The organism is Azonexus sp. IMCC34839, from assembly GCF_047047955.1.
Classification (GTDB): Bacteria; Pseudomonadota; Gammaproteobacteria; order Burkholderiales; family Rhodocyclaceae; genus Azonexus.
In genome coordinates this window covers 2,726,891-2,744,559 of the sequence record NZ_CP150631.1, presented here as the reverse complement: position 1 = coordinate 2,744,559, position 17,669 = coordinate 2,726,891, and the positions used below count along the sequence as shown (strand labels likewise).

13 protein-coding genes, 1 pseudogene and 1 riboswitch are annotated in these 17,669 nt (G+C 62.5%); of the genes and pseudogenes, 9 read left to right on the top strand and 5 right to left on the bottom strand.

What is annotated here, in order from left to right:
* Positions 1 to 30: 30 nt before the first annotated feature.
* A complete protein-coding gene (locus WIF35_RS13345) occupies positions 31 to 3,012 on the bottom strand; it encodes a hypothetical protein (RefSeq protein WP_412478709.1) in 2,982 nt (993 codons plus the stop codon).
* A 381-nt stretch (positions 3,013 to 3,393) separates the two neighbouring features.
* Positions 3,394 to 5,310 (bottom strand): phosphomethylpyrimidine synthase ThiC, encoded by a 1,917-nt coding sequence (gene thiC / locus WIF35_RS13340; protein ID WP_412478708.1) that lies wholly within the window; start codon positions 5,308 to 5,310, stop codon positions 3,394 to 3,396.
* A 57-nt stretch (positions 5,311 to 5,367) separates the two neighbouring features.
* A riboswitch (TPP riboswitch) is annotated at positions 5,368 to 5,464 on the bottom strand.
* Between the two features lie 124 nt (positions 5,465 to 5,588).
* On the opposite strand from thiC, the gene WIF35_RS13335 reads away from it, so the two are divergent.
* Genes WIF35_RS13335 through WIF35_RS13315 form a run of 5 tightly spaced genes read left to right on the top strand, consistent with a single transcriptional unit; the run spans position 5,589 to position 10,103 of the window.
* Complete coding sequence (locus WIF35_RS13335; RefSeq protein ID WP_412478707.1) at positions 5,589 to 7,031, top strand: carbonic anhydrase; 1,443 nt, start codon at positions 5,589 to 5,591, stop codon at positions 7,029 to 7,031.
* 53 nt (positions 7,032 to 7,084) lie between these two features.
* Positions 7,085 to 7,729, top strand: a complete 645-nt coding sequence (locus tag WIF35_RS13330; RefSeq protein ID WP_412478706.1) for a TetR/AcrR family transcriptional regulator — start codon at positions 7,085 to 7,087, stop codon at positions 7,727 to 7,729.
* A gap of 60 nt (positions 7,730 to 7,789) precedes the next feature.
* Positions 7,790 to 8,443, top strand: coding sequence for a protein-L-isoaspartate O-methyltransferase family protein (locus tag WIF35_RS13325; protein ID WP_412478705.1), 654 nt, complete (start codon positions 7,790 to 7,792; stop codon positions 8,441 to 8,443).
* A complete protein-coding gene (locus WIF35_RS13320; RefSeq protein ID WP_412478704.1) occupies positions 8,443 to 8,766 on the top strand; it encodes a rhodanese-like domain-containing protein in 324 nt (107 codons plus the stop codon). The genes WIF35_RS13325 and WIF35_RS13320 overlap by 1 nt, the downstream gene beginning before the upstream one ends.
* Positions 8,767 to 8,774: 8 nt before the next feature.
* On the top strand, positions 8,775 to 10,103 hold the full coding sequence (locus tag WIF35_RS13315; protein WP_412478703.1) for a TolC family outer membrane protein: 1,329 nt from the start codon (positions 8,775 to 8,777) through the stop codon (positions 10,101 to 10,103).
* Here the strand turns inward: WIF35_RS13315 and waaA are convergent.
* Positions 10,069 to 11,331 (bottom strand): lipid IV(A) 3-deoxy-D-manno-octulosonic acid transferase, encoded by a 1,263-nt coding sequence (gene waaA, locus WIF35_RS13310; protein ID WP_412478702.1) that lies wholly within the window; start codon positions 11,329 to 11,331, stop codon positions 10,069 to 10,071. The genes WIF35_RS13315 and waaA overlap by 35 nt on opposite strands.
* Entirely contained in the window at positions 11,328 to 12,278 is a 951-nt protein-coding gene (gene waaC / locus WIF35_RS13305) for a lipopolysaccharide heptosyltransferase I (protein ID WP_412478701.1), read from the bottom strand. Before waaC ends, waaA begins: the two co-directional genes overlap by 4 nt.
* 198 nt (positions 12,279 to 12,476) lie before the next feature.
* On the opposite strand from waaC, the gene WIF35_RS13300 reads away from it, so the two are divergent.
* The 4 genes from WIF35_RS13300 to WIF35_RS13285 are packed head-to-tail and all read left to right on the top strand — an operon-like array spanning position 12,477 to position 16,959.
* Entirely contained in the window at positions 12,477 to 13,259 is a 783-nt protein-coding gene (locus tag WIF35_RS13300) for a glycosyltransferase family 2 protein (RefSeq protein WP_412478700.1), read from the top strand.
* A 28-nt stretch (positions 13,260 to 13,287) separates the two neighbouring features.
* A complete protein-coding gene (locus tag WIF35_RS13295; protein ID WP_412478699.1) occupies positions 13,288 to 14,295 on the top strand; it encodes an NAD-dependent epimerase in 1,008 nt (335 codons plus the stop codon).
* A gap of 9 nt (positions 14,296 to 14,304) precedes the next feature.
* A complete protein-coding gene (gene glmS / locus WIF35_RS13290) occupies positions 14,305 to 16,128 on the top strand; it encodes a glutamine--fructose-6-phosphate transaminase (isomerizing) (RefSeq protein WP_412478698.1) in 1,824 nt (607 codons plus the stop codon).
* Positions 16,129 to 16,959, top strand: coding sequence for a symmetrical bis(5'-nucleosyl)-tetraphosphatase (locus WIF35_RS13285; protein ID WP_412478697.1), 831 nt, complete (start codon positions 16,129 to 16,131; stop codon positions 16,957 to 16,959).
* Between the two features lie 238 nt (positions 16,960 to 17,197).
* Here the strand turns inward: WIF35_RS13285 and WIF35_RS13280 are convergent.
* Positions 17,198 to 17,629: pseudogene (locus tag WIF35_RS13280) on the bottom strand (lysophospholipid acyltransferase family protein); the annotation flags it as partial.
* Between the last annotated feature and the right edge of the window lie 40 nt (positions 17,630 to 17,669).

Below are 17,669 nucleotides of genomic sequence, written 5' to 3'. Positions count from 1 at the left end.
ATATCCGGCCCAAGATCAGGAGAACGGATTCTACCGCCGACGCGGCGGCTCATCCTCCTCGTCGAAATCCGTCGCATCCAGAATCATCGGCGGCGCATCGAGGCCGGTCTGCTTCATCTTCTTCTTGAAGCGACGGCTTTCCAACACCTCGTCCGTGCCATTCGCCTCGGCACGCTGGCGCATCGTGTAGCAGACTGTCTCGACGACGGCGGCTCCCGCACTTGCAGGAATGGGCACATAGAACTTCAATGACTCGGCCCGTGGGCCGAAGGCCCCATCGGTTGCCTCCAGGATGCGCGCCATCATGCCGCGGCCGCAGCGCACCGCCCACAGCGTCAGCCGCTCCTTCGCCGCATCGGCATCGCCCAGCCAGCCAAGTACGCCCTTGCGTGGCAGGAACTCGACGCGCTCCCAGACTTCGTAATAACTGCCGCGCCGACGGACATCCTCCAGGCTCAAACTGATCTTGCCGTTGGTTGCGCTCGCTGGGAAATACAGTTCGCCAAGCAGACTCCATTCGCGCGGCGGCACCACCGGCTTTTCACCAGCCGGCGCACTCTCGAGCGGCGCCGTCTCGATGATCTGTTCCGGCACCTCAGGTTTGGCAGTCGCCGTCTCTGGCGAGATCGGTGAAGCCATCGGCTCCGTTGCCGCTTCCGTTGCCTTCTTGTCCGGCTCAACAGCCGGCGGTGGCTTCGCCACTGCCTTGGCCTGAGGCTTGGCCGACGCTTTCACGCCCTTGATTGCTGGTTTGACCACCGGCACTGGCGCTTCAGCCGGTGCGGTTTCACCGGATAGCGGCTGCTCACTCTGCAAGCCAGGCGTCGTTGTCGCCACTTCACCCGACGAGGGCGGCGGGCTTGGCTTTTCCTCAACCGGACTTTCGGCAGCCGGTGGCTCTGTCGATTCCGCCACCTTGTCCGGCTCAACTACCGGCAGAGGCTTCGCCACCGTCTTGGCCTGAGGCTTGGCCGACGCTTTCATACCCTTGGTCGCTGGCTTGACCACCGGCACTGGCGCTTCAGCCGGTGCGGATTCAGCGGATAGCGGCTGCTCGCTCGGCGAGCCAGGTGCCGCGGTCGCCACTTCACCCGACGAGTGCGGAGGGCTTGGCTTTTCCTCAACTGGACTTTCGATAGTCGGTGACTCGGTCGATACCGGCGGAAGGGCGCCTGGGTCCGGCACAACAGGTTTGGCAACGCTCGGAGCAAGCGCTTTCGGCATTGGCTTGGCTTGCCCTCTAGGTCCCATCGTCTTGGGCGGAGCCTTTAGCACAGGGGCCATCGGCTGCGGCTGAACGATCGCCGGCGGCGGCGAATCGGACTCGGGCACTACCGCGGACACATCCGGCTGCGACGCCGCAGCATCGGATTCCACAGTTGGCGACACTTCCGCAACAACGGGAGAGATCGCTTCCGACGTTGGCACCGGAAGTTCCGGCATCGGGACAGGCTGCTTCAACACAGCACGGCCTTGCCCTCTCGGGCCGACGATCTTGGCGGGCGGGTTGCCAGCCGGCCGCAGGGTCTCGGATTGGACAGGCGGCGAGTCCGGCGCCGGAACCGCTACTGGCACCTCCGGCGTGGCCACTGCCCCAATGTCCTCCACTGGCGCTACTGGCGGCGTGACAGACGGCACCACCTCAGGCGTCACAGGCGGAAGCTCCTGCGCCGCTGGGTTGACCAGAACGGCCTGCTTCAAGGCGGAGCGGCTCGCCCCTTTCGCTCCGACAACCTTACCCGGAACCTTCGTGGCCTGGGCTGGCAGCGCTGGCTCGGCCGGCTGCAGCGTTGACACAGGTTCGACAACGGTGCTCGCCTTTTCGCTAAGCGCTGGCGTGGCGCTTTGCTCTTGCTCAAGCGGAGTGGGCTCGACAGACGGAGTCTTCTGCGGCCCTTCCATCCCGATCGGCGGCAACTCCTGCCCCATGCCATTGCTGGGTGCCAAGGGCTTTTCCACCGGCTTCGCCGGCATCCGCCCTGCTGCCTTTGCCTGAACCTTGGTCTTGGGCAGCGGCGAAATTCGAACCTCAGGCGGCGAAGCCGACGCCGCGGCGGGCAGCGGTTCGCTCTCCAACTTGATCGGCGCATCGCTCTCCTGGGTCTTGGCAGCCGGCATTACCTCTTCCTTCGCCGCCTCCGCCGCTGGCTGCGCGAGCTCGTACCCGGCCGGCTTCGCCGATTCCTGCACATCGGGCATCACCGGCGGCACCATGAACTTGCTCTCCGGTTTGACAACAGGACGGAGCGGCTGTTTTACCGGCAGCTTTGCTTTCGGTGCTGCCTTGGCGGTTGGCACGGCTTCCTTAAGTTGTGCCGGCCCTTCTTCCTGCGTTGGGCTGGCTGCCACACCGACCTCGGTGACAAGCGGCTTTTCCAAAGCCGGGGCAGTCTCCACCGGCGAGACCGGCGCTAGCGGAGGCACGACTGCCAAGGGCGCTTTTTCTCGAGCAGGTTCGGCGTCAGTCTGCTGCACAGCCTCTGCGGGCGGGCGAGCCCCATCGACCGGCAGCTCGCCGCCACTGGCATCCGTCCCGACCGTGGCACCGGCTGACGGAGGATCGGAGCGGCTTGGCGCCGAGGGTGACGCAACCCCGGCTTTGGCGGATGGCAGCACGGCCTTCCCGCCAGGGCGGGGCGCGGTTGGCGTAAGCGGTCGGAGGTTTTTACTCGGAACTGTCTTGGCGACAACAGGAGGAGCGCCGTCGGCAGGCGAATGCGCAGCGGTTTCCACCCCAGCGTGTGACTGGTCATGCGAAGGCGAAGCACTATCACTCGTCACCACCTGAATCGCGGGCTCCGATTTTTGCGGAATCTCAACCGATGCAGGAGCCACCATCGCCGATTCTTTGGACGGCTGTACACCATCCGACGCAGCGCTTTCCTGCTGATTGGACATTTCGGCCTTGTCTTCGCCGGAGTTGCCCACCTGCGCCTTCGGCGGAACGCCAGCCCTACCCACCGGACCACGCTGCGGCAAGGCCTTGGGCGGCACTTTGGGCGGCTTGGGCATTACTTTCTGAGCTGGTACCGCGATCGTTGGCGCCTGCATTGGCTCTATGGCTTGCGTCGAAGATTCCGGCATGACTACCGGCACCACTGCCGTCTCTGTCGGCAAAGCTGTGCCCTTATCCGCGCCCTCTTCCCCATGCGCCGCTCCGACCACTGCCAAAACGGCGCCAATCAGCAGCCTGCACCAGGATTTCACCGTTCGCTCGCTTGGTTTTTTCTCATGCCGACAGTCTAGACCGAAACGCATTGCATGCAGCATAGCGGTCCGGTTTTTCGCCATTTTGACAAGTGCACCGCAGCAGTGAGCTTCTTCGGGAATTTTCCGATGCCACAAACAAAAAGCGGCCGTTATCGGCCGCTTTTCTACGCATCAGTCCGGCAATCAGACCTTGTGATAAATCTCCGCGCCGGTTTTCACGAATTCGACGGATTTGGCTTCCATGCCCTTTTCCAGCGCTTCGGTTTCACCGATGCCTTGCTGGGCGGCGAAGTCGCGCACATCCTGCGTGATCTTCATCGAGCAGAAGTGCGGACCGCACATGGAGCAGAAGTGGGCGACCTTGGCCGATTCCTTGGGCAGGGTCTCGTCGTGGAACTCGCGCGCCTTGTCTGGGTCGAGGCCGAGGTTGAACTGGTCGTCCCAGCGGAACTCATAGCGCGCCTTCGACAAGGCATTGTCGCGAATCTGCGCGCCCGGGTGACCCTTGGCGAGGTCGGCGGCGTGGGCGGCGAGCTTGTAGGTGATGATGCCTTCCTTGACGTCGTCCTTATCCGGCAGGCCGAGGTGTTCCTTGGGCGTGACGTAGCAGAGCATGGCCGTGCCGTACCAGCCGATCATCGCGGCGCCGATACCGCTGGTGATGTGGTCGTAGCCCGGCGCGATGTCGGTGGTCAGCGGGCCGAGGGTGTAGAACGGGGCTTCCTTGCAGTATTCGAGCTGCAGGTCCATGTTCTCCTTGATCAGGTGCATCGGCACGTGGCCCGGGCCTTCGATGATGGTTTGCACGTCGTGCTTCCAGGCGATCTCGGTCAGCTCGCCCAGCGTCTTCAATTCGCCCAGCTGTGCTTCGTCGTTGGCGTCGTAGATCGAGCCGGGACGCAGGCCGTCGCCAAGGCTGAACGCGACGTCATAGGCCTTCATGATCTCGCAGATTTCCTCGAAGTTCGTATAGAGGAAGCTTTCCTTGTGGTGCGCCAGGCACCACTTGGCCATGATCGAGCCGCCGCGACTGACGATGCCAGTCATGCGGTTGGCGGTCATCGGGATGTAGCGCAGCAGCACGCCGGCGTGGATGGTGAAGTAATCGACGCCTTGTTCGGCCTGCTCGATCAGCGTGTCGCGGAAGATTTCCCAGGTCAGTTCCTCGGCCTTCCCGTTGACTTTTTCCAGCGCCTGGTAGATCGGCACCGTGCCGATCGGCACGGGCGAGTTGCGGATGATCCACTCGCGCGTTTCGTGGATGTTCTTGCCGGTGGAGAGATCCATCACCGTATCGCCGCCCCAGCGGATCGACCAGGTCATTTTTTCGACTTCTTCCTGAATGCTGGAGCCGAGCGCTGAGTTGCCGATGTTGGCGTTGATCTTGGTGAGGAAGTTGCGGCCGATGATCATCGGCTCGCTTTCCGGATGGTTGATGTTGTTCGGGATGATGGCGCGGCCACGGGCGACCTCGCTACGCACGAACTCCGGCGTAATCTCGGCCGGGATGGCGGCGCCAAAGCTCTGGCCCGGATGCTGGCGGCCAAGCAGCTTGGCCATCTTGTCGCCCATCGGGCCGGTCGCTTTCAGCGATTCGAGGTAGGCGGCGCGATTGAGGTTTTCGCGAATCGCGACGTATTCCATTTCCGGCGTGATGATGCCCTTGCGCGCATAGTGCATCTGCGACACATTCATGCCGGCCTTGGCGCGGCGCGGCTTGCGGTGCAGGCCGGGGAAGCGCAGGTCGTCGAGCGCCTTGTCGGCGGCGCGCTGGCGACCGTATTCGGAGGTCAGGTCGGGCAGCTCTTCGGTATCGCCGCGTTCGGCGATCCACTGCGCACGCAGTGCCGGCAGGCCGTTGCGAATGTCGATTTTGGCCTTGGGATCGGTGTAGGGGCCGGAGCAGTCATAAACGAAGATCGGCGGATTCTTCTCGCCGCCGAAGCCGGTCGGCGTATCAGCTTGGCTGATCTCGCGCATCGGCACCTGGATATCCGGGCGCGATCCCTCGACATAAATCTTGCGGGAATTCGGCAGCGGCTGGATGGCGGCCTCGTCGACGTGGGCGTTGGCGGCGAGGAAGGTGTCTTTGGCGTTCATGCGTGCTCCAAGCGAAAGTTCAGCGGGCTCAGACGGCCAAGGAGCAACAAAAGTTCGCAGCGCGAAAATTCGTTTCCCTGTCCGGCATGACCCGATCAGGTTCGAAGGGTATTTCTCAGTCCGATTATGCGCTCGGACACCCCTAACGAGAGGGCTGCAAGTTACTGGAAATACAGGCAAAATGCAAGAAATGACACTTTTCACTCAAGATTTCTAGAAATTGGCCGAAATAAATCCGACAAGTGCCGGAATTTCAAGAAAAACACGAGGGACCCCAGATGCGCCTACTGACCATCGCAACCTTGCTTGCCGCCCTGCCATTCGCGGCCAGCGCCGCTCCAACCTGGCAAACCGTATCCTCCGAACCGGGCAAACGAATCGAACTGGATCGCACCAGTATCAAGCGTGATGGCAATACCGTGCAGGCTCAAGGTCGCGTCGTTCTGGAAAAAGAGCTGATCGACGGCAAGTCCGGCGCAGGCTACCGCGTCATCGAAGCCATCACCCGCTACGACTGTGCAACCCGCAATGCCACGACGCTCAAGCGTATCTACAAGAAGAACGAAAGCGAGGCGATCCGCGAAGAATCGATCAACGGCGCCGAACTGCCCGTGCGCAGTGGCACCCTGGACGACAAGGTCCTGCGCGAAGTCTGCCGCCCGCAAAAAGAAAACGTTGCCGAGATCGTCCAAAAGGCCAAGGAAGCCGGCAGCCAACTGAAGGAAGCCAACGAAGCGCTGCTCAAGAAGGAAATGGCCAAAGGCGACAAGCCTGAAGCCATAAAAACATCGGAAAATCCGCGCGCCGCCACCAAGGAAAGTGAAGGCATTCCGTCGATCAAGCCAAACCTGAAGGCCGCCGTCGAAAAACAAAAGGAAGCCGCCCCTGCGGCTGCCCCCATCGCCGTCAAGGAAGCGCCTGCCCCCAAGACCAACACCGTTTACGTTCATAGCACTCCGGCCCCCGCGCCCAAAGCCAAGAAATCCGGCAAGTCGGAGGGCTATATGCTCGAACTGTCGCATGCCGAAGGCGCCCTGCAACATGCCCATATCCACTGGAGCTACGAAGGCGCCGGCAGCCCGGAAAACTGGGCCAACCTCGATCCGAAGAACAAGCTGTGCGCCACTGGGCAACGCCAGTCACCGATCGACATCAAGGACGGCATCAAGGTCGACCTGGAGCCGATCAAGTTCAACTACCGCCCCTCCACCTTCCGCGTCATCGACAACGGCCACACGATTCAGGTCGAGGTGGGCGACAGCTCGATATCCCTGACCGGCAAGACCTACGAGCTGGTGCAATTCCACTTCCACCGTCCCTCCGAGGAAAAGGTGAATGGCCAGCGCTTCGACATGGTTGCCCATCTGGTGCACAAATCCGACGACGGCCAACTGGCGGTGATCGCTGTCCTGCTCGAGCGCGGCAACGAGAATCCGTTCATCCAGATGCTGTGGAACAACCTGCCGCTCGAGAAGAACTCGTCGGTGTCGCCGCCCAGCCTGACCATCGACCCGATCAACCTGCTACCCGCGTCGCGCAACTACTACACCTACATGGGCTCGCTGACCACGCCGCCCTGTAGCGAAGGCGTACTGTGGCTGGTCATGAAGCAGCCGGCGCAAGTCTCGCAGGACCAGATCAACATCTTCAGCCGCCTGTACAAGAACAACGCCCGCCCGATCCAGCCGGCCTCCGGTCGTCTGATCAAGGAAGGCCGTTGACCGCCGCTTCCTGACGATGGTAAGTTAATGACCAACCGGTCATTAACTTACCCATGTCCACACTCCCCACCCCGCGCAAACGCCGCAAGGAAGCTCGCCCCTCCGAGTTGCTGGCGGCCGCCATCGAGGCCTTCGTCGAAAAAGGCTACGCCGCAGCACGCCTCGAAGATGTGGCAGCCCGCGCCGGTGTGTCCAAGGGAACGCTCTACCTCTATTACGAGAACAAGGAAGCCTTGTTCAAGGCGGTGATCCAGGAAGGCATCGTTCCGGTAATCGCCGAAAATGAACTGATCGCCGCACAACATACCGGTAGCAGCTTCGATCTGCTCGAAAAGCTGCTCGACAACTGGTGGGCCAAAATCGGCCAGACCACTCTGGCCGGCATTCCCAAGCTGATCATGTCGGAAGCCGGCAATTTCCCTGAACTCGCCCGCTACTACCACGACAATGTGATCAGTCGCGGCCGACAACTGGTCGGCGCCGCCCTTAGTCGCGGCATGGCAAGTGGCGAGTTTCGGCAGCTCGATGTGGAAACGGCCATCGACGTCATCATCGCCCCCGTGCTGATGTTGCTGATCTGGCGCTTCTCGCTGGCAAATTGCCTGTCGCAAAGCGCCGACCCCCGTGCCTATCTCGACATTCACATCCGTCTGTTGAAGCAGGGATTGAAAGCGATGCCCGAGGAGAGTCAGGTATAATTTAGCTTTGTCGGAACTTGTATATTAGCTTGTGCTAATATTATGCCTGCGGAGACCCACATGAATATCGAGCAAGCCCGCTTCAACATGATCGAACAGCAGATCCGGCCCTGGGAAGTTCTGGATCCGCAGGTTCTCGACCTGCTTTTCGTTGTCAAGCGCGAAGACTTCACCCCGCCCGCCTATCGCAACCTCGCCTTCGCCGATATGGAAATCCCGCTCGGCCAGGGCCAGGCAATGCTCGCCCCAAAGATGGAGGCCAAGCTGCTGCAGGAACTGACAATCAAGAAGACCGACAAGGTTCTCGAGATTGGTACCGGTAGCGGCTACATGGCTGCCCTGCTGGCCAACCGTGCCGAGCATGTGGTCACTGTCGAAAGCCGCCCGGAACTGGCCAGCTTCGCCACTGCCAATCTCGAGCGCGCCGGCATCAACAACGTTACCGTCGAAGTCGGCGACGGCTCGAATGGCTGGTCGCAGCGCGGCCCGTACGACGCCATCGTCGTTTCCGGCTCCGTTCCCGCCGTTCCGGAAGCCCTGCTCAAGCAATTGCGCGTTGGTGGCCGCATGGCTGTCATCGTCGGCGAAGCGCCGGTCATGGAAGCCCAACTGATCACCTGCACCGCTGACGGCGTTTACAACACGGTGAACCTGTTCGAGACCGTGGCTCCGGCGCTCGACGGTTTCGCCGCCAAGGAAAACTTCACTTTCTGATGAAACAGGTACTCGCGCACCAACTCGCCGACTGGCTGGCCGACACAAACCGGCCCAATCCCATCCTGCTGGACGTGCGCGAGCCCTGGGAAATCGAACTCTGCCAGATCGCAGGTTCGCAATGCATCCCCATGCATCTGGTGCCGATGCAATGCGAGGACCTCGATCCGGAGCAGGAGATCGTGGTCATCTGTCATCACGGCGGCCGCAGCATGCAGGTCGCCATGTTCCTTGAACGCAAGGGTTATACGAACGTCTTCAACCTGATGGGCGGCGTCGACGCCTGGGCTGGCGAAGTCGACCCGACCATGCGTCGTTACTAGAGGAAAGCATGAAGAAACTGGCCTGGCTGATCGCCGCTCCGCTACTCTCGTCCCCGCTCTACGCCGCCGACCTGATGCAGGTCTACCGCGACGCGCAGGACAACGACCCGACCTTCGCCGCCGCCCGCGCCACGCTCGACGCCGGACGCGAAAAGCAGCCGCAGGGCCGTGCCGGTTTGTTGCCCAGTCTGACGCTGTCCGGCAACACGACCTGGAACGAGAACGAGATCTCGACCCACAACGGCCCGACCATCGCCCGACCGAACTACAACTCGAACGGCTATCAGCTGACCTTGTCGCAACCGCTGTTCCGCTGGCAGAACTGGGTCGGTTACGACCAGTCAAAAATCCAGGTGGCACAAGCCGAGGCGAACTTCGCCCAAGCCAAGCAGGACCTGATCCTGCGCGTCGCCCAGGCCTATTTCGACGTGCTTAACGCCGACGAAAGCCTGACCGCCGTTCGCGCCAACAAGCAGGCCATCTCGCAGCAACTCGAATTGGCCAAGAAGAGCTTCGAAGTCGGTACCGCGACCATCACCGACACGCACGAAGCCCAAGCCCGCTTCGATCTTGCCTCCGCCCAGGAAATTGCTGCCGAAAGCGACCTGGAGGTTAAGAAACGCACACTGCAGGCCATCGTCGGCAAGGAAGCCGGCGCCCTGGCCATGCTGCGCAAAGGTGCCGAGCTCTCCCCGCCCAGCCCGAACAACATGAACGACTGGGTTGGCGCCGCGGAAAAGGACAGCCTGTCGGTACAGGTGCAACAGGCCAATGCCGACATCGCTGCCCGTGAAGTCGACAAGCAACGCGCCGGCCACTATCCGACCGTCGATGCCGTCGCCAACTACGGCTACGCCAAGTCCTACAACAGCCTGTCCGGTACCAGCATCGACACCGATTACCGCAACGCTGGACTGCAGGTCAGCATCCCGCTCTTCGCCGGCGGCCTGACCGTATCCAAGCAGCGCGAAGCCACCGCCAACCGCTATGCCGCCGAATCCGGCCTGGAGGCCGCCAAGCGCAGCGCTGCCCTAGCTGCCCGCCAGTACTACCTGGGTGTCGCCAATGGCCTGGCGCAGGTCAAGGCGCTGAAGGCCGCCCTGGTTTCGTCGCAATCGGCCCTGGAATCGAACAAGCTGGGCTACGAAGTCGGCGTGCGCATCAATATCGACGTGCTGAACGCCGAGAACCAGGTCTATGTCACTCGGCGCGACCTGGCCAAGGCCACATTCGACACGCTAATGGCCCAACTGCGACTGAAGGCCGCCGTCGGCGCACTGTCCGAAGACGACGTGGCGCAGATCAACGCGCTGCTCGACCCAACCAATCTGCGATAAGACCCAGCAGGCGCTCAGCCGCACCGCGGTGGGCGCCGGCGAAATTAGCCGTCGCTGCCCGCATTTCCGCCAATTCGTTTTTTGCCGAAAACAGCCGGTGCACCGCAGCAGCGAGCTCGGCGGCATCCGCCACCCGTAACGCCGCCCTCGCCTCAATGGCATCCCGCGTCGCCTGCAGGAAATTGAAGGTATGCGGGCCAACCAGCACCGGACAACCACAGGCCGCCGCCTCGATCAGGTTCTGCCCGCCCAGCGGCAACAGGCTGCCGCCGATGAAGGCCAGATCGGCCAGCGAGTAGTAGGCCACCATCTCGCCCATGCTGTCGCCGAGCCAGACCTGGGTTTCGGCCGTCGGCAGGCCTTCGCTGCGGCGAACGAAGGGCAGGCCGCGCTTGGCCAACAGTTCCGCCACTTCGTCGAAACGCTGCGGATGACGCGGCACCAACACCAGCAAGGCATCTGGCCGGGCGACCTTGGCCCAGGCGTCGAGCACCAGCGGCTCCTCGCCTTCGCGCGTGCTGGCGGCTAGCCAAACCTGGCGCTGACCGATGGCCTCGCGCCACGATTGCCCCAGCGCAATTTTATCCGCCGGCGGCGTTACATCGAATTTCAGGTTGCCGCAAACCGCCACCCTTGATGCACCCAACATACCGATGCGCTCGCCATCCCCGGCAGTCTGCGCGGCGACGCCGGTCAAGCTGGCGAAGGCCGGCCGCACCAGCGCGCCAAATCGCCCGTAACCGCGCGCTGAACGCTCGGACAAGCGGGCATTGGCCAGCACCACCGGAATGGCGCACCGCTTGGCGGCCGCCAATAGGTTGGGCCAGATTTCCGTTTCCATCAGCACGCCGAATGCCGGTCGGAAGTGTGCGAAAAAACGGGCCGTTGCGCCCGGATAGTCGTAAGGCAGATAGGCCTGGATAACGCGCTCGCCATAGACGCTTTGCCCAGCCTCGCGCCCGGTCGGCGTCATGCAGGTGAGCAGGATGCGATGCTCGGGCCAGCGCGCCAGCAGCCCTTCGATCAAGGGCTGTGCGGCGCGTGTTTCCCCGACCGAAACGGCATGCACCCAGATCAGTTTGCCTGGAGCTTGGCCGGAATAGAAACCGTAACGCTCGCCGAGATTGCGCAGATATTCCGGCTGCTTGCGGCCGCGCCACAGCAGGCGCAGCCAGATCAACGGCGTGATCAGGTAGAGCAGCAGGCAGTAGCCAAGGCGTGCCATCACAGCCCCTCCAGCAATTCGGAGAGCACTGACGCCACGGCCGGCACCTGTGCTTTGCCGCCGAGATTGCGGTGGTAGCCTGCGCCATAAACGCCGGTCAATCCCGGCTCAGTCGCCGTGTAGATCGCCACCGTCGGCGTTTTTACGGCAACGGCAAGATGGGTCAGGCCGGTATCGACGCCGACAGCACCGCACGCGCCAGCCAGCAGGCTGGCCAGTTCGTCGATGCGCATGGGTGGCGCGGCGACGGCGCCAGGGATTTGCCCAGCCAGGCGCGCGGCCCGCTCGCGTTCGACCGCGCTGCCGCCGGGCAGGACGCAGGTCAGCCCGTGTTCAGCAAGTTGTTTGCCCAAAGCCACCCAATGATCTTCCGGCCAGAGTTTGTCGTCGCGGCTGGTCGCCGTCAGCAGGACGACGTAGGGCTTCGCCGGCAACCAGGCGAACGCGCCCGCGGGAACCGTAATGCCGTAATCGACAGCTGCGTCGAGGGAATAGCCCAAGGCCGCAGCAGCCAGGCGACGATTCCGCTCGACGGCGTGCAACGCCTTATCCACGCTGAAATGGCGATCGTAGAAACGCGCCGCCAACGGCTCTCGCGCCGAATCGGCGGCATATCCGGCCAGCGGCCCACGCGCCTGACGGGCAATAAAGGCACTTTTGGCCAAGCCCTGAGTATCGAGCACGAGATCGTAGTCGCACTGTCGGACTGCCTGACGAAATGCGCCGACCTCCCGCCAGGTCGCCGCCTGCAATAGCTTCTTGCGCCAACGGCGCACCGCCACCGGAATCACCTGACCAACGCCAGGATGCAACCTGGGGATCGCCGCAAAGCTCTCCTCGACACACCAATCGATCTTCGCCTCGGAATAGTGACGAAGAATGTCGGTGACGACGGGCAAGTTGTGGATCACATCGCCGAGCGAGGAAGTTTTAACGAGCAGGAGACGCATCGGCGAGTGTAGTGTTGCACCCTTGTCGGCGCATTTAAAATTGAAGGATTTTGGGTCAGGGCAAGGCGCGAACCACAGCGATACCCCTTGGTATCGCGCGGATTCGCAACGCCGCCATGGCCCGAAAGACGAGATTTTAAGTGTCGATGAGGGTGCGACACTACACTAGAATATCGGCTTTCAAAGACGCGATTATAAATGTCCGCACCGCGCCCAGCCCTCTCTGTCGTCATCATCACGCTCAATGCCGCGAGCCAGCTTGAGGCCTGCCTGCAAAGCGCCGCCTTCGCCGACGAGATTCTGGTGGTCGATTCGGGCAGCACGGATGGCACGATAGCGCTGGCCGAGCGCTATGGCGCCCGCGTCATTCACCAGAAGTGGCTGGGGTTCGGCCCGCAGAAGCAATTCGCCGTCGAAGCCGCCCAGCACGACTGGGTGCTCTGCCTCGATGCCGACGAGCGCGTTTCGCCCGAACTGCGCGCCAGTCTGGAAAACGCCCTGAAAGCCCCGTGCACCGCAGCATTCCGCTTTGCCCGCTGCAATCGCTTCCTCGGCCGCTACTTGAAGCATGGCGAAGGCTACCCTGACTGGTCGCTGCGCCTGTTCGACCGCCGTCAGGCGCGCTGGTCGGACGATGCCGTGCATGAGAAGGTGGTGACCCAGGCCGAGATCGGCACACTGAGCGGCGACCTGCTGCACGATTCCGCCGAATCCCTGGCCAGCTATCTGACCAAGCAGAACCGCTACACCAGCCTCGCCGCCGAAATGGCGCTCTCCGCCGGCAAACGCGCCACCTTTGGGCGCATTGCGCTCAGCCCGCTGGTCCGTTTCATCAAGTTCTACCTCATCCGCCAAGGCTTTCGCGACGGCCTGCCCGGTTTCATCCACATCGCCATTGGCTGTTTTAATAGCTTCAGCAAGTACGCCAAGATGCTGGAACGGCAGAAAGCCGATGCCGCTGCGGTAAAATCGGCACCTTGAACCCATTCTCCCGCGCAGGACTCACCGCATGAAGATTCTCGTCACCGGCGCCGCCGGCTTTATTGGCATGACTACGACCCTGCGCCTGCTGGCGCGCGGTGACGAAGTCGTCGGCCTGGACAACCTGAACGACTACTACGAGGTTTCGCTCAAGGAAAACCGCCTGGCCCGCCTGACGCCGCATGCCAACTTCCGCTTCGTCAAACTCGACGTCGCTGACCGCGCCGGCATGGAGCAACTGTTCGCCACCGAGAAGTTCGACAAGGTGATCCACCTCGCCGCCCAGGCCGGCGTCCGCTACTCGATCCAGAATCCGCACGCCTACGTGGATAGCAATCTGGTCGGCTTCATCAACATCCTCGAAGGCTGCCGTCACAACAAGGTCAAGCACCTCGTGTATGCCTCCAGCTCCAGTGTCTATGGCGGCAACACCAAGATGCCGTTCTCCGAGCATGACAGCGTCGACCACCCGGTCAGCCTGTACGCAGCCACCAAGAAGGCCAACGAGCTGATGGCGCACACCTACAGCCATCTGTACGGCCTGCCGACCACCGGCCTGCGCTTCTTTACGGTCTATGGCCCGTGGGGCCGCCCGGACATGGCGCTCTTCCTGTTCACCAAGGCCATCCTCGAAGGTCGGCCGATCGACGTATTCAACCACGGCAACATGAAGCGCGACTTCACCTACGTGGACGATATCGTCGAAGGCGTCATCCGCCTGATGGACAAGGATGCCACCGCCAACCCGAACTACGATGCCATTGCCGCCGACCCGGCGACCAGCAACGTGCCCTATCGCGTTTTCAACATCGGGAACCACGACCCGGTGCCGCTGCTCGACTTTATCGGTGCCATCGAACAGGCACTCGGCCAAACCGCCGAAAAGCGCCTGCTGCCGATGCAGGATGGCGACGTGCCGGCCACCTACGCTGACACCGCACTGCTCGACGACTGGGTCGGCTTCGCCCCGGCCACCCCCATCACCGAAGGCGTCGCCCGCTTCGTCGCCTGGTATCGCGATTACTACAAGGTTTAAGGACTGATCATGTGCGGCATCGTCGCGGCAGCAGCCGGCAACAACATCGTTCCCGTCCTCGTCGAGGGCCTGAAGAAACTGGAATACCGTGGCTACGACTCCGCCGGCCTGGCAGTCATCGGTAACAACGCCATCGAGCGCGTGCGCTCAGTCGGCCGCGTCGCCGAACTGGAAAGCTCTTCGGCCAACACCCAGGCCACGACCGGCATCGCCCATACCCGCTGGGCCACGCACGGCGTGCCGTGCGAGCGCAACGCCCACCCGCACATTTCCGGCAGCATCGCCGTCGTCCATAACGGCATCATCGAGAACTACGAGAGCCTGCGCGTCGAACTGAGCGCCCAAGGCTATGTGTTTACCTCGGATACCGACACCGAAAGCATCGCCCATCTGATCGAAGCAACGCTGAAAAGCGAGCCCGACCTGTTCACCGCCGTCCGCCTGGCCTGCACCCGCCTGGTCGGCGCCTTTGCCATCGCCGTCATCGACCAGCGCCAGCCGAACAAGGTCGTCGTCGCCCGCGAAGGCTCGCCGCTGCTGCTCGGCGTTTCCGACACCGGCAACTACGCCGCTTCCGATGCCTCGGCCCTGCTCCAGGTCACGCGCAACATGGTCTATCTGGAAAACGGCGACATCGCGGAACTGACGCCCGCCGCCGTCCGCATCGCCCGCCTCGACGGTACACCGGTCGAGCGCCCGGTGCATGTCTCGCAACTGTCTGCCGCCGCCGTCGAACTCGGCAATTACCGCCACTACATGCAGAAGGAAATCTTCGAACAACCGGAAGCCCTGGCCAACACGCTGGAAATCGTTGGCGGCAGCAAGAGCATCCAGCCCGGCATTTTCGGCGCGGAAGCTGGCAGTTTGCTCGACGATGTCGACTCGATCCTGATTCTTGCCTGCGGCACCAGCAGCCACTCCGGCTATACCGCCCGCTACTGGCTCGAAGCCATCGCCGGCGTGCCGTGCAATGTCGAGATTGCCAGCGAGTACCGCTATCGCATCTCGGTACCCAATCCGCGTCAGTTGATTGTCGCCATCTCGCAGTCCGGCGAAACAGCCGACACCCTGGCCGCCCTGCGGCATGCCAAGTCACTTGGCCAGACCAAAACGCTGGCCATCTGCAACGTGCCGGAATCGGCCATCGTCCGCGAATGCGCCCTGCGCTTCATCACCCGCGCCGGCCCGGAAATCGGCGTCGCCTCGACCAAGGCCTTCACTACCCAGTTGGCCGCCCTCTTCCTGCTCACCCTGGTCATGGCCAAGGTCAAGAACCGGCTGAGCGGCGAACAGGAGCAAAAATTCATCGAGCAACTGCGCCACCTGCCGGTTGCGGTGCACAAGGTCCTGAGCCTGGAAAACGATATCGAAGCCTGGGCCAAACAGTTCGCCGACAAGCAGCATGCGCTCTTCCTTGGGCGCGGCCGCCACTACCCGATCGCCCTCGAAGGCGCGTTGAAGCTCAAGGAAATCTCCTATATCCACGCCGAAGCCTACCCGGCCGGCGAACTGAAGCACGGCCCGCTGGCACTGGTCGATGCCAACATGCCCGTCATCTCGGTAGCGCCGAACGACGACCTGCTGGAAAAGCTCAAATCCAACCTGCAGGAAGTCCGCGCCCGCGGTGGCGAGCTCTACGTCTTCGCCGATGCCGATTCGGAAATCCCGGCCTCGGAAGGCGTCCATATCCTGCGCCTCCCCGAACACTACGGCCAGCTGTCGCCCATCCTGCACGTCGTGCCCTTGCAGTTGCTCTCCTACCACGCTGCGCTGGTCAAAGGCACCGACGTGGACAAACCACGTAACCTGGCCAAGTCAGTAACCGTCGAGTAAATGGCCACCTACGCGATCGGCGACATCCAGGGCTGCTACGACTCGCTCGAGCGCCTGCTAGCGCTGTGCGCCTTCGATCCGGCACAGGACAAGCTCTGGCTGGTCGGTGATCTGGTCAATCGCGGCCCCAAGTCGCTGGAAACCTTGCGTCTGATCAAGTCACTCGGCAATGCCGCCATCACGGTCCTGGGCAATCACGATCTCTACCTGCTGATGGTGGCCGAAGGCGGCGCCAAATTTCGCGGCAAGGACGACACGCTGCAGGCCATCTTCGACGCGCCGGATTGCGCCGAATTGCTCGACTGGCTGCGCCATCAACCGCTCTGCCACACCGATGGCAACTTCTGCTTGGTCCATGCCGGCCTGCTGCCGCAATGGACGGCTGCCCGTGCCCGCGAACTGGCGCGCGAAGTCGAAGCTGCGTTGCAAGGCTCCGCCTTCAAGGAGTTCGTCCTGAACCTGTGGGGCAGCGAACCTGCTGGATGGTCGGACGAATTGACCGGCTGGCCGCGTCTGCGGGTCATCGTCAATGCAATGACAAGGATGCGCTTCTGTACGCCGGAAGGTGTGATGGAATTCCACACCAAGGGCGAAACGACCAACGCGCCGGATGGGCATCTTCCCTGGTTCGAACTGCCCAATCGAGCCCACGCCGACAGCGTGCTGGTGACCGGCCATTGGTCGGCGCTTGGCCTGAAAATTACGCCGAATCTGCTGGCGCTTGACTCCGGCTGCCTGTGGGGCGGCCATCTGACGGCATTGCGCCTGGAAGACCGGCAGGTGTTTCAGGTGGATTGCTCGCCAGGGGAAGCCCAGCCGCTAATGCGATAGCCTCGCGTGCCTCGGCGGCAACCTGACGGCGATCTTCGCCGTTCAGCCCGCGCAGCGGCGTGGTCACCAGGCGAGCAATGATACGTTTGCGGCCAACGATGGCCGAAGTGCATACACCCAAGGAAATATCGCCGTCGTAGCGCGGTGCGAGGCTGCGGGCACCGTCCAGCTCCCAATACGAAATCGCTGCCGGTAATACCGGCCGCCCGGCAGCCAGCGCCGGCTGTATCAGCGCCGCGTGAAAATGCAGCAGGCTGCGCCCGTCGGTCGTCGTTCCTTCGGGAAATACCGCCACGTATTTACCCTGATCGAGGATATTCGCTACCTGTTCGTTGATGATGCGAGCGTGCCCGCGGCTGCCGCGGCGCAGGAACACCGTGTCGTTCTTGGCCGCCAGCCAGCCGATCACCGGCCAGTGCCGAACCTCTTCTTTGGAAACGAAGGCCGATGGCAGGGCAGCGTTGATAACGAAGATGTCGATCCACGAGATGTGGTTGGCGATCAGCAGGGCGCCGGGAACGACGTGGCTTAGATCGGCTTCTACCTCGACGCCAAGCGCATCGAGCAAGGCCAGCGACCAGGTTTGCTTGAGCAGCAGACGACGACGGTCGCCGCAGATGCGGAAGACGGTCAACGCGACAATGGCCCCGCTAAGAATCAGCAGGGCCATCCGGAAATAACGAAAGGCGCGGAGCGCCGGATGGGTCGTA

Bases quoted from the DNA above. Each gene is read 5' to 3' on its own strand.
- waaC (WP_412478701.1), bottom strand. From the start codon at position 12,278: ATGCGTCTCCTGCTCGTTAAAACTTCCTCGCTCGGCGATGTGATCCAC.
- thiC (WP_412478708.1), bottom strand. From the start codon at position 5,310: ATGAACGCCAAAGACACCTTCCTCGCCGCCAACGCCCACGTCGACGAG.
- WIF35_RS13335 (WP_412478707.1), top strand. From the start codon at position 5,589: ATGCGCCTACTGACCATCGCAACCTTGCTTGCCGCCCTGCCATTCGCG.
- WIF35_RS13300 (WP_412478700.1), top strand. From the start codon at position 12,477: ATGTCCGCACCGCGCCCAGCCCTCTCTGTCGTCATCATCACGCTCAAT.
- WIF35_RS13315 (WP_412478703.1), top strand. From the start codon at position 8,775: ATGAAGAAACTGGCCTGGCTGATCGCCGCTCCGCTACTCTCGTCCCCG.
- WIF35_RS13295 (WP_412478699.1), top strand. From the start codon at position 13,288: ATGAAGATTCTCGTCACCGGCGCCGCCGGCTTTATTGGCATGACTACG.
- WIF35_RS13345 (WP_412478709.1), bottom strand. From the start codon at position 3,012: ATGCCCAAGCCGCCCAAAGTGCCGCCCAAGGCCTTGCCGCAGCGTGGT.
- glmS (WP_412478698.1), top strand. From the start codon at position 14,305: ATGTGCGGCATCGTCGCGGCAGCAGCCGGCAACAACATCGTTCCCGTC.
- WIF35_RS13330 (WP_412478706.1), top strand. From the start codon at position 7,085: ATGTCCACACTCCCCACCCCGCGCAAACGCCGCAAGGAAGCTCGCCCC.
- WIF35_RS13325 (WP_412478705.1), top strand. From the start codon at position 7,790: ATGAATATCGAGCAAGCCCGCTTCAACATGATCGAACAGCAGATCCGG.
- WIF35_RS13320 (WP_412478704.1), top strand. From the start codon at position 8,443: ATGAAACAGGTACTCGCGCACCAACTCGCCGACTGGCTGGCCGACACA.
- WIF35_RS13285 (WP_412478697.1), top strand. From the start codon at position 16,129: ATGGCCACCTACGCGATCGGCGACATCCAGGGCTGCTACGACTCGCTC.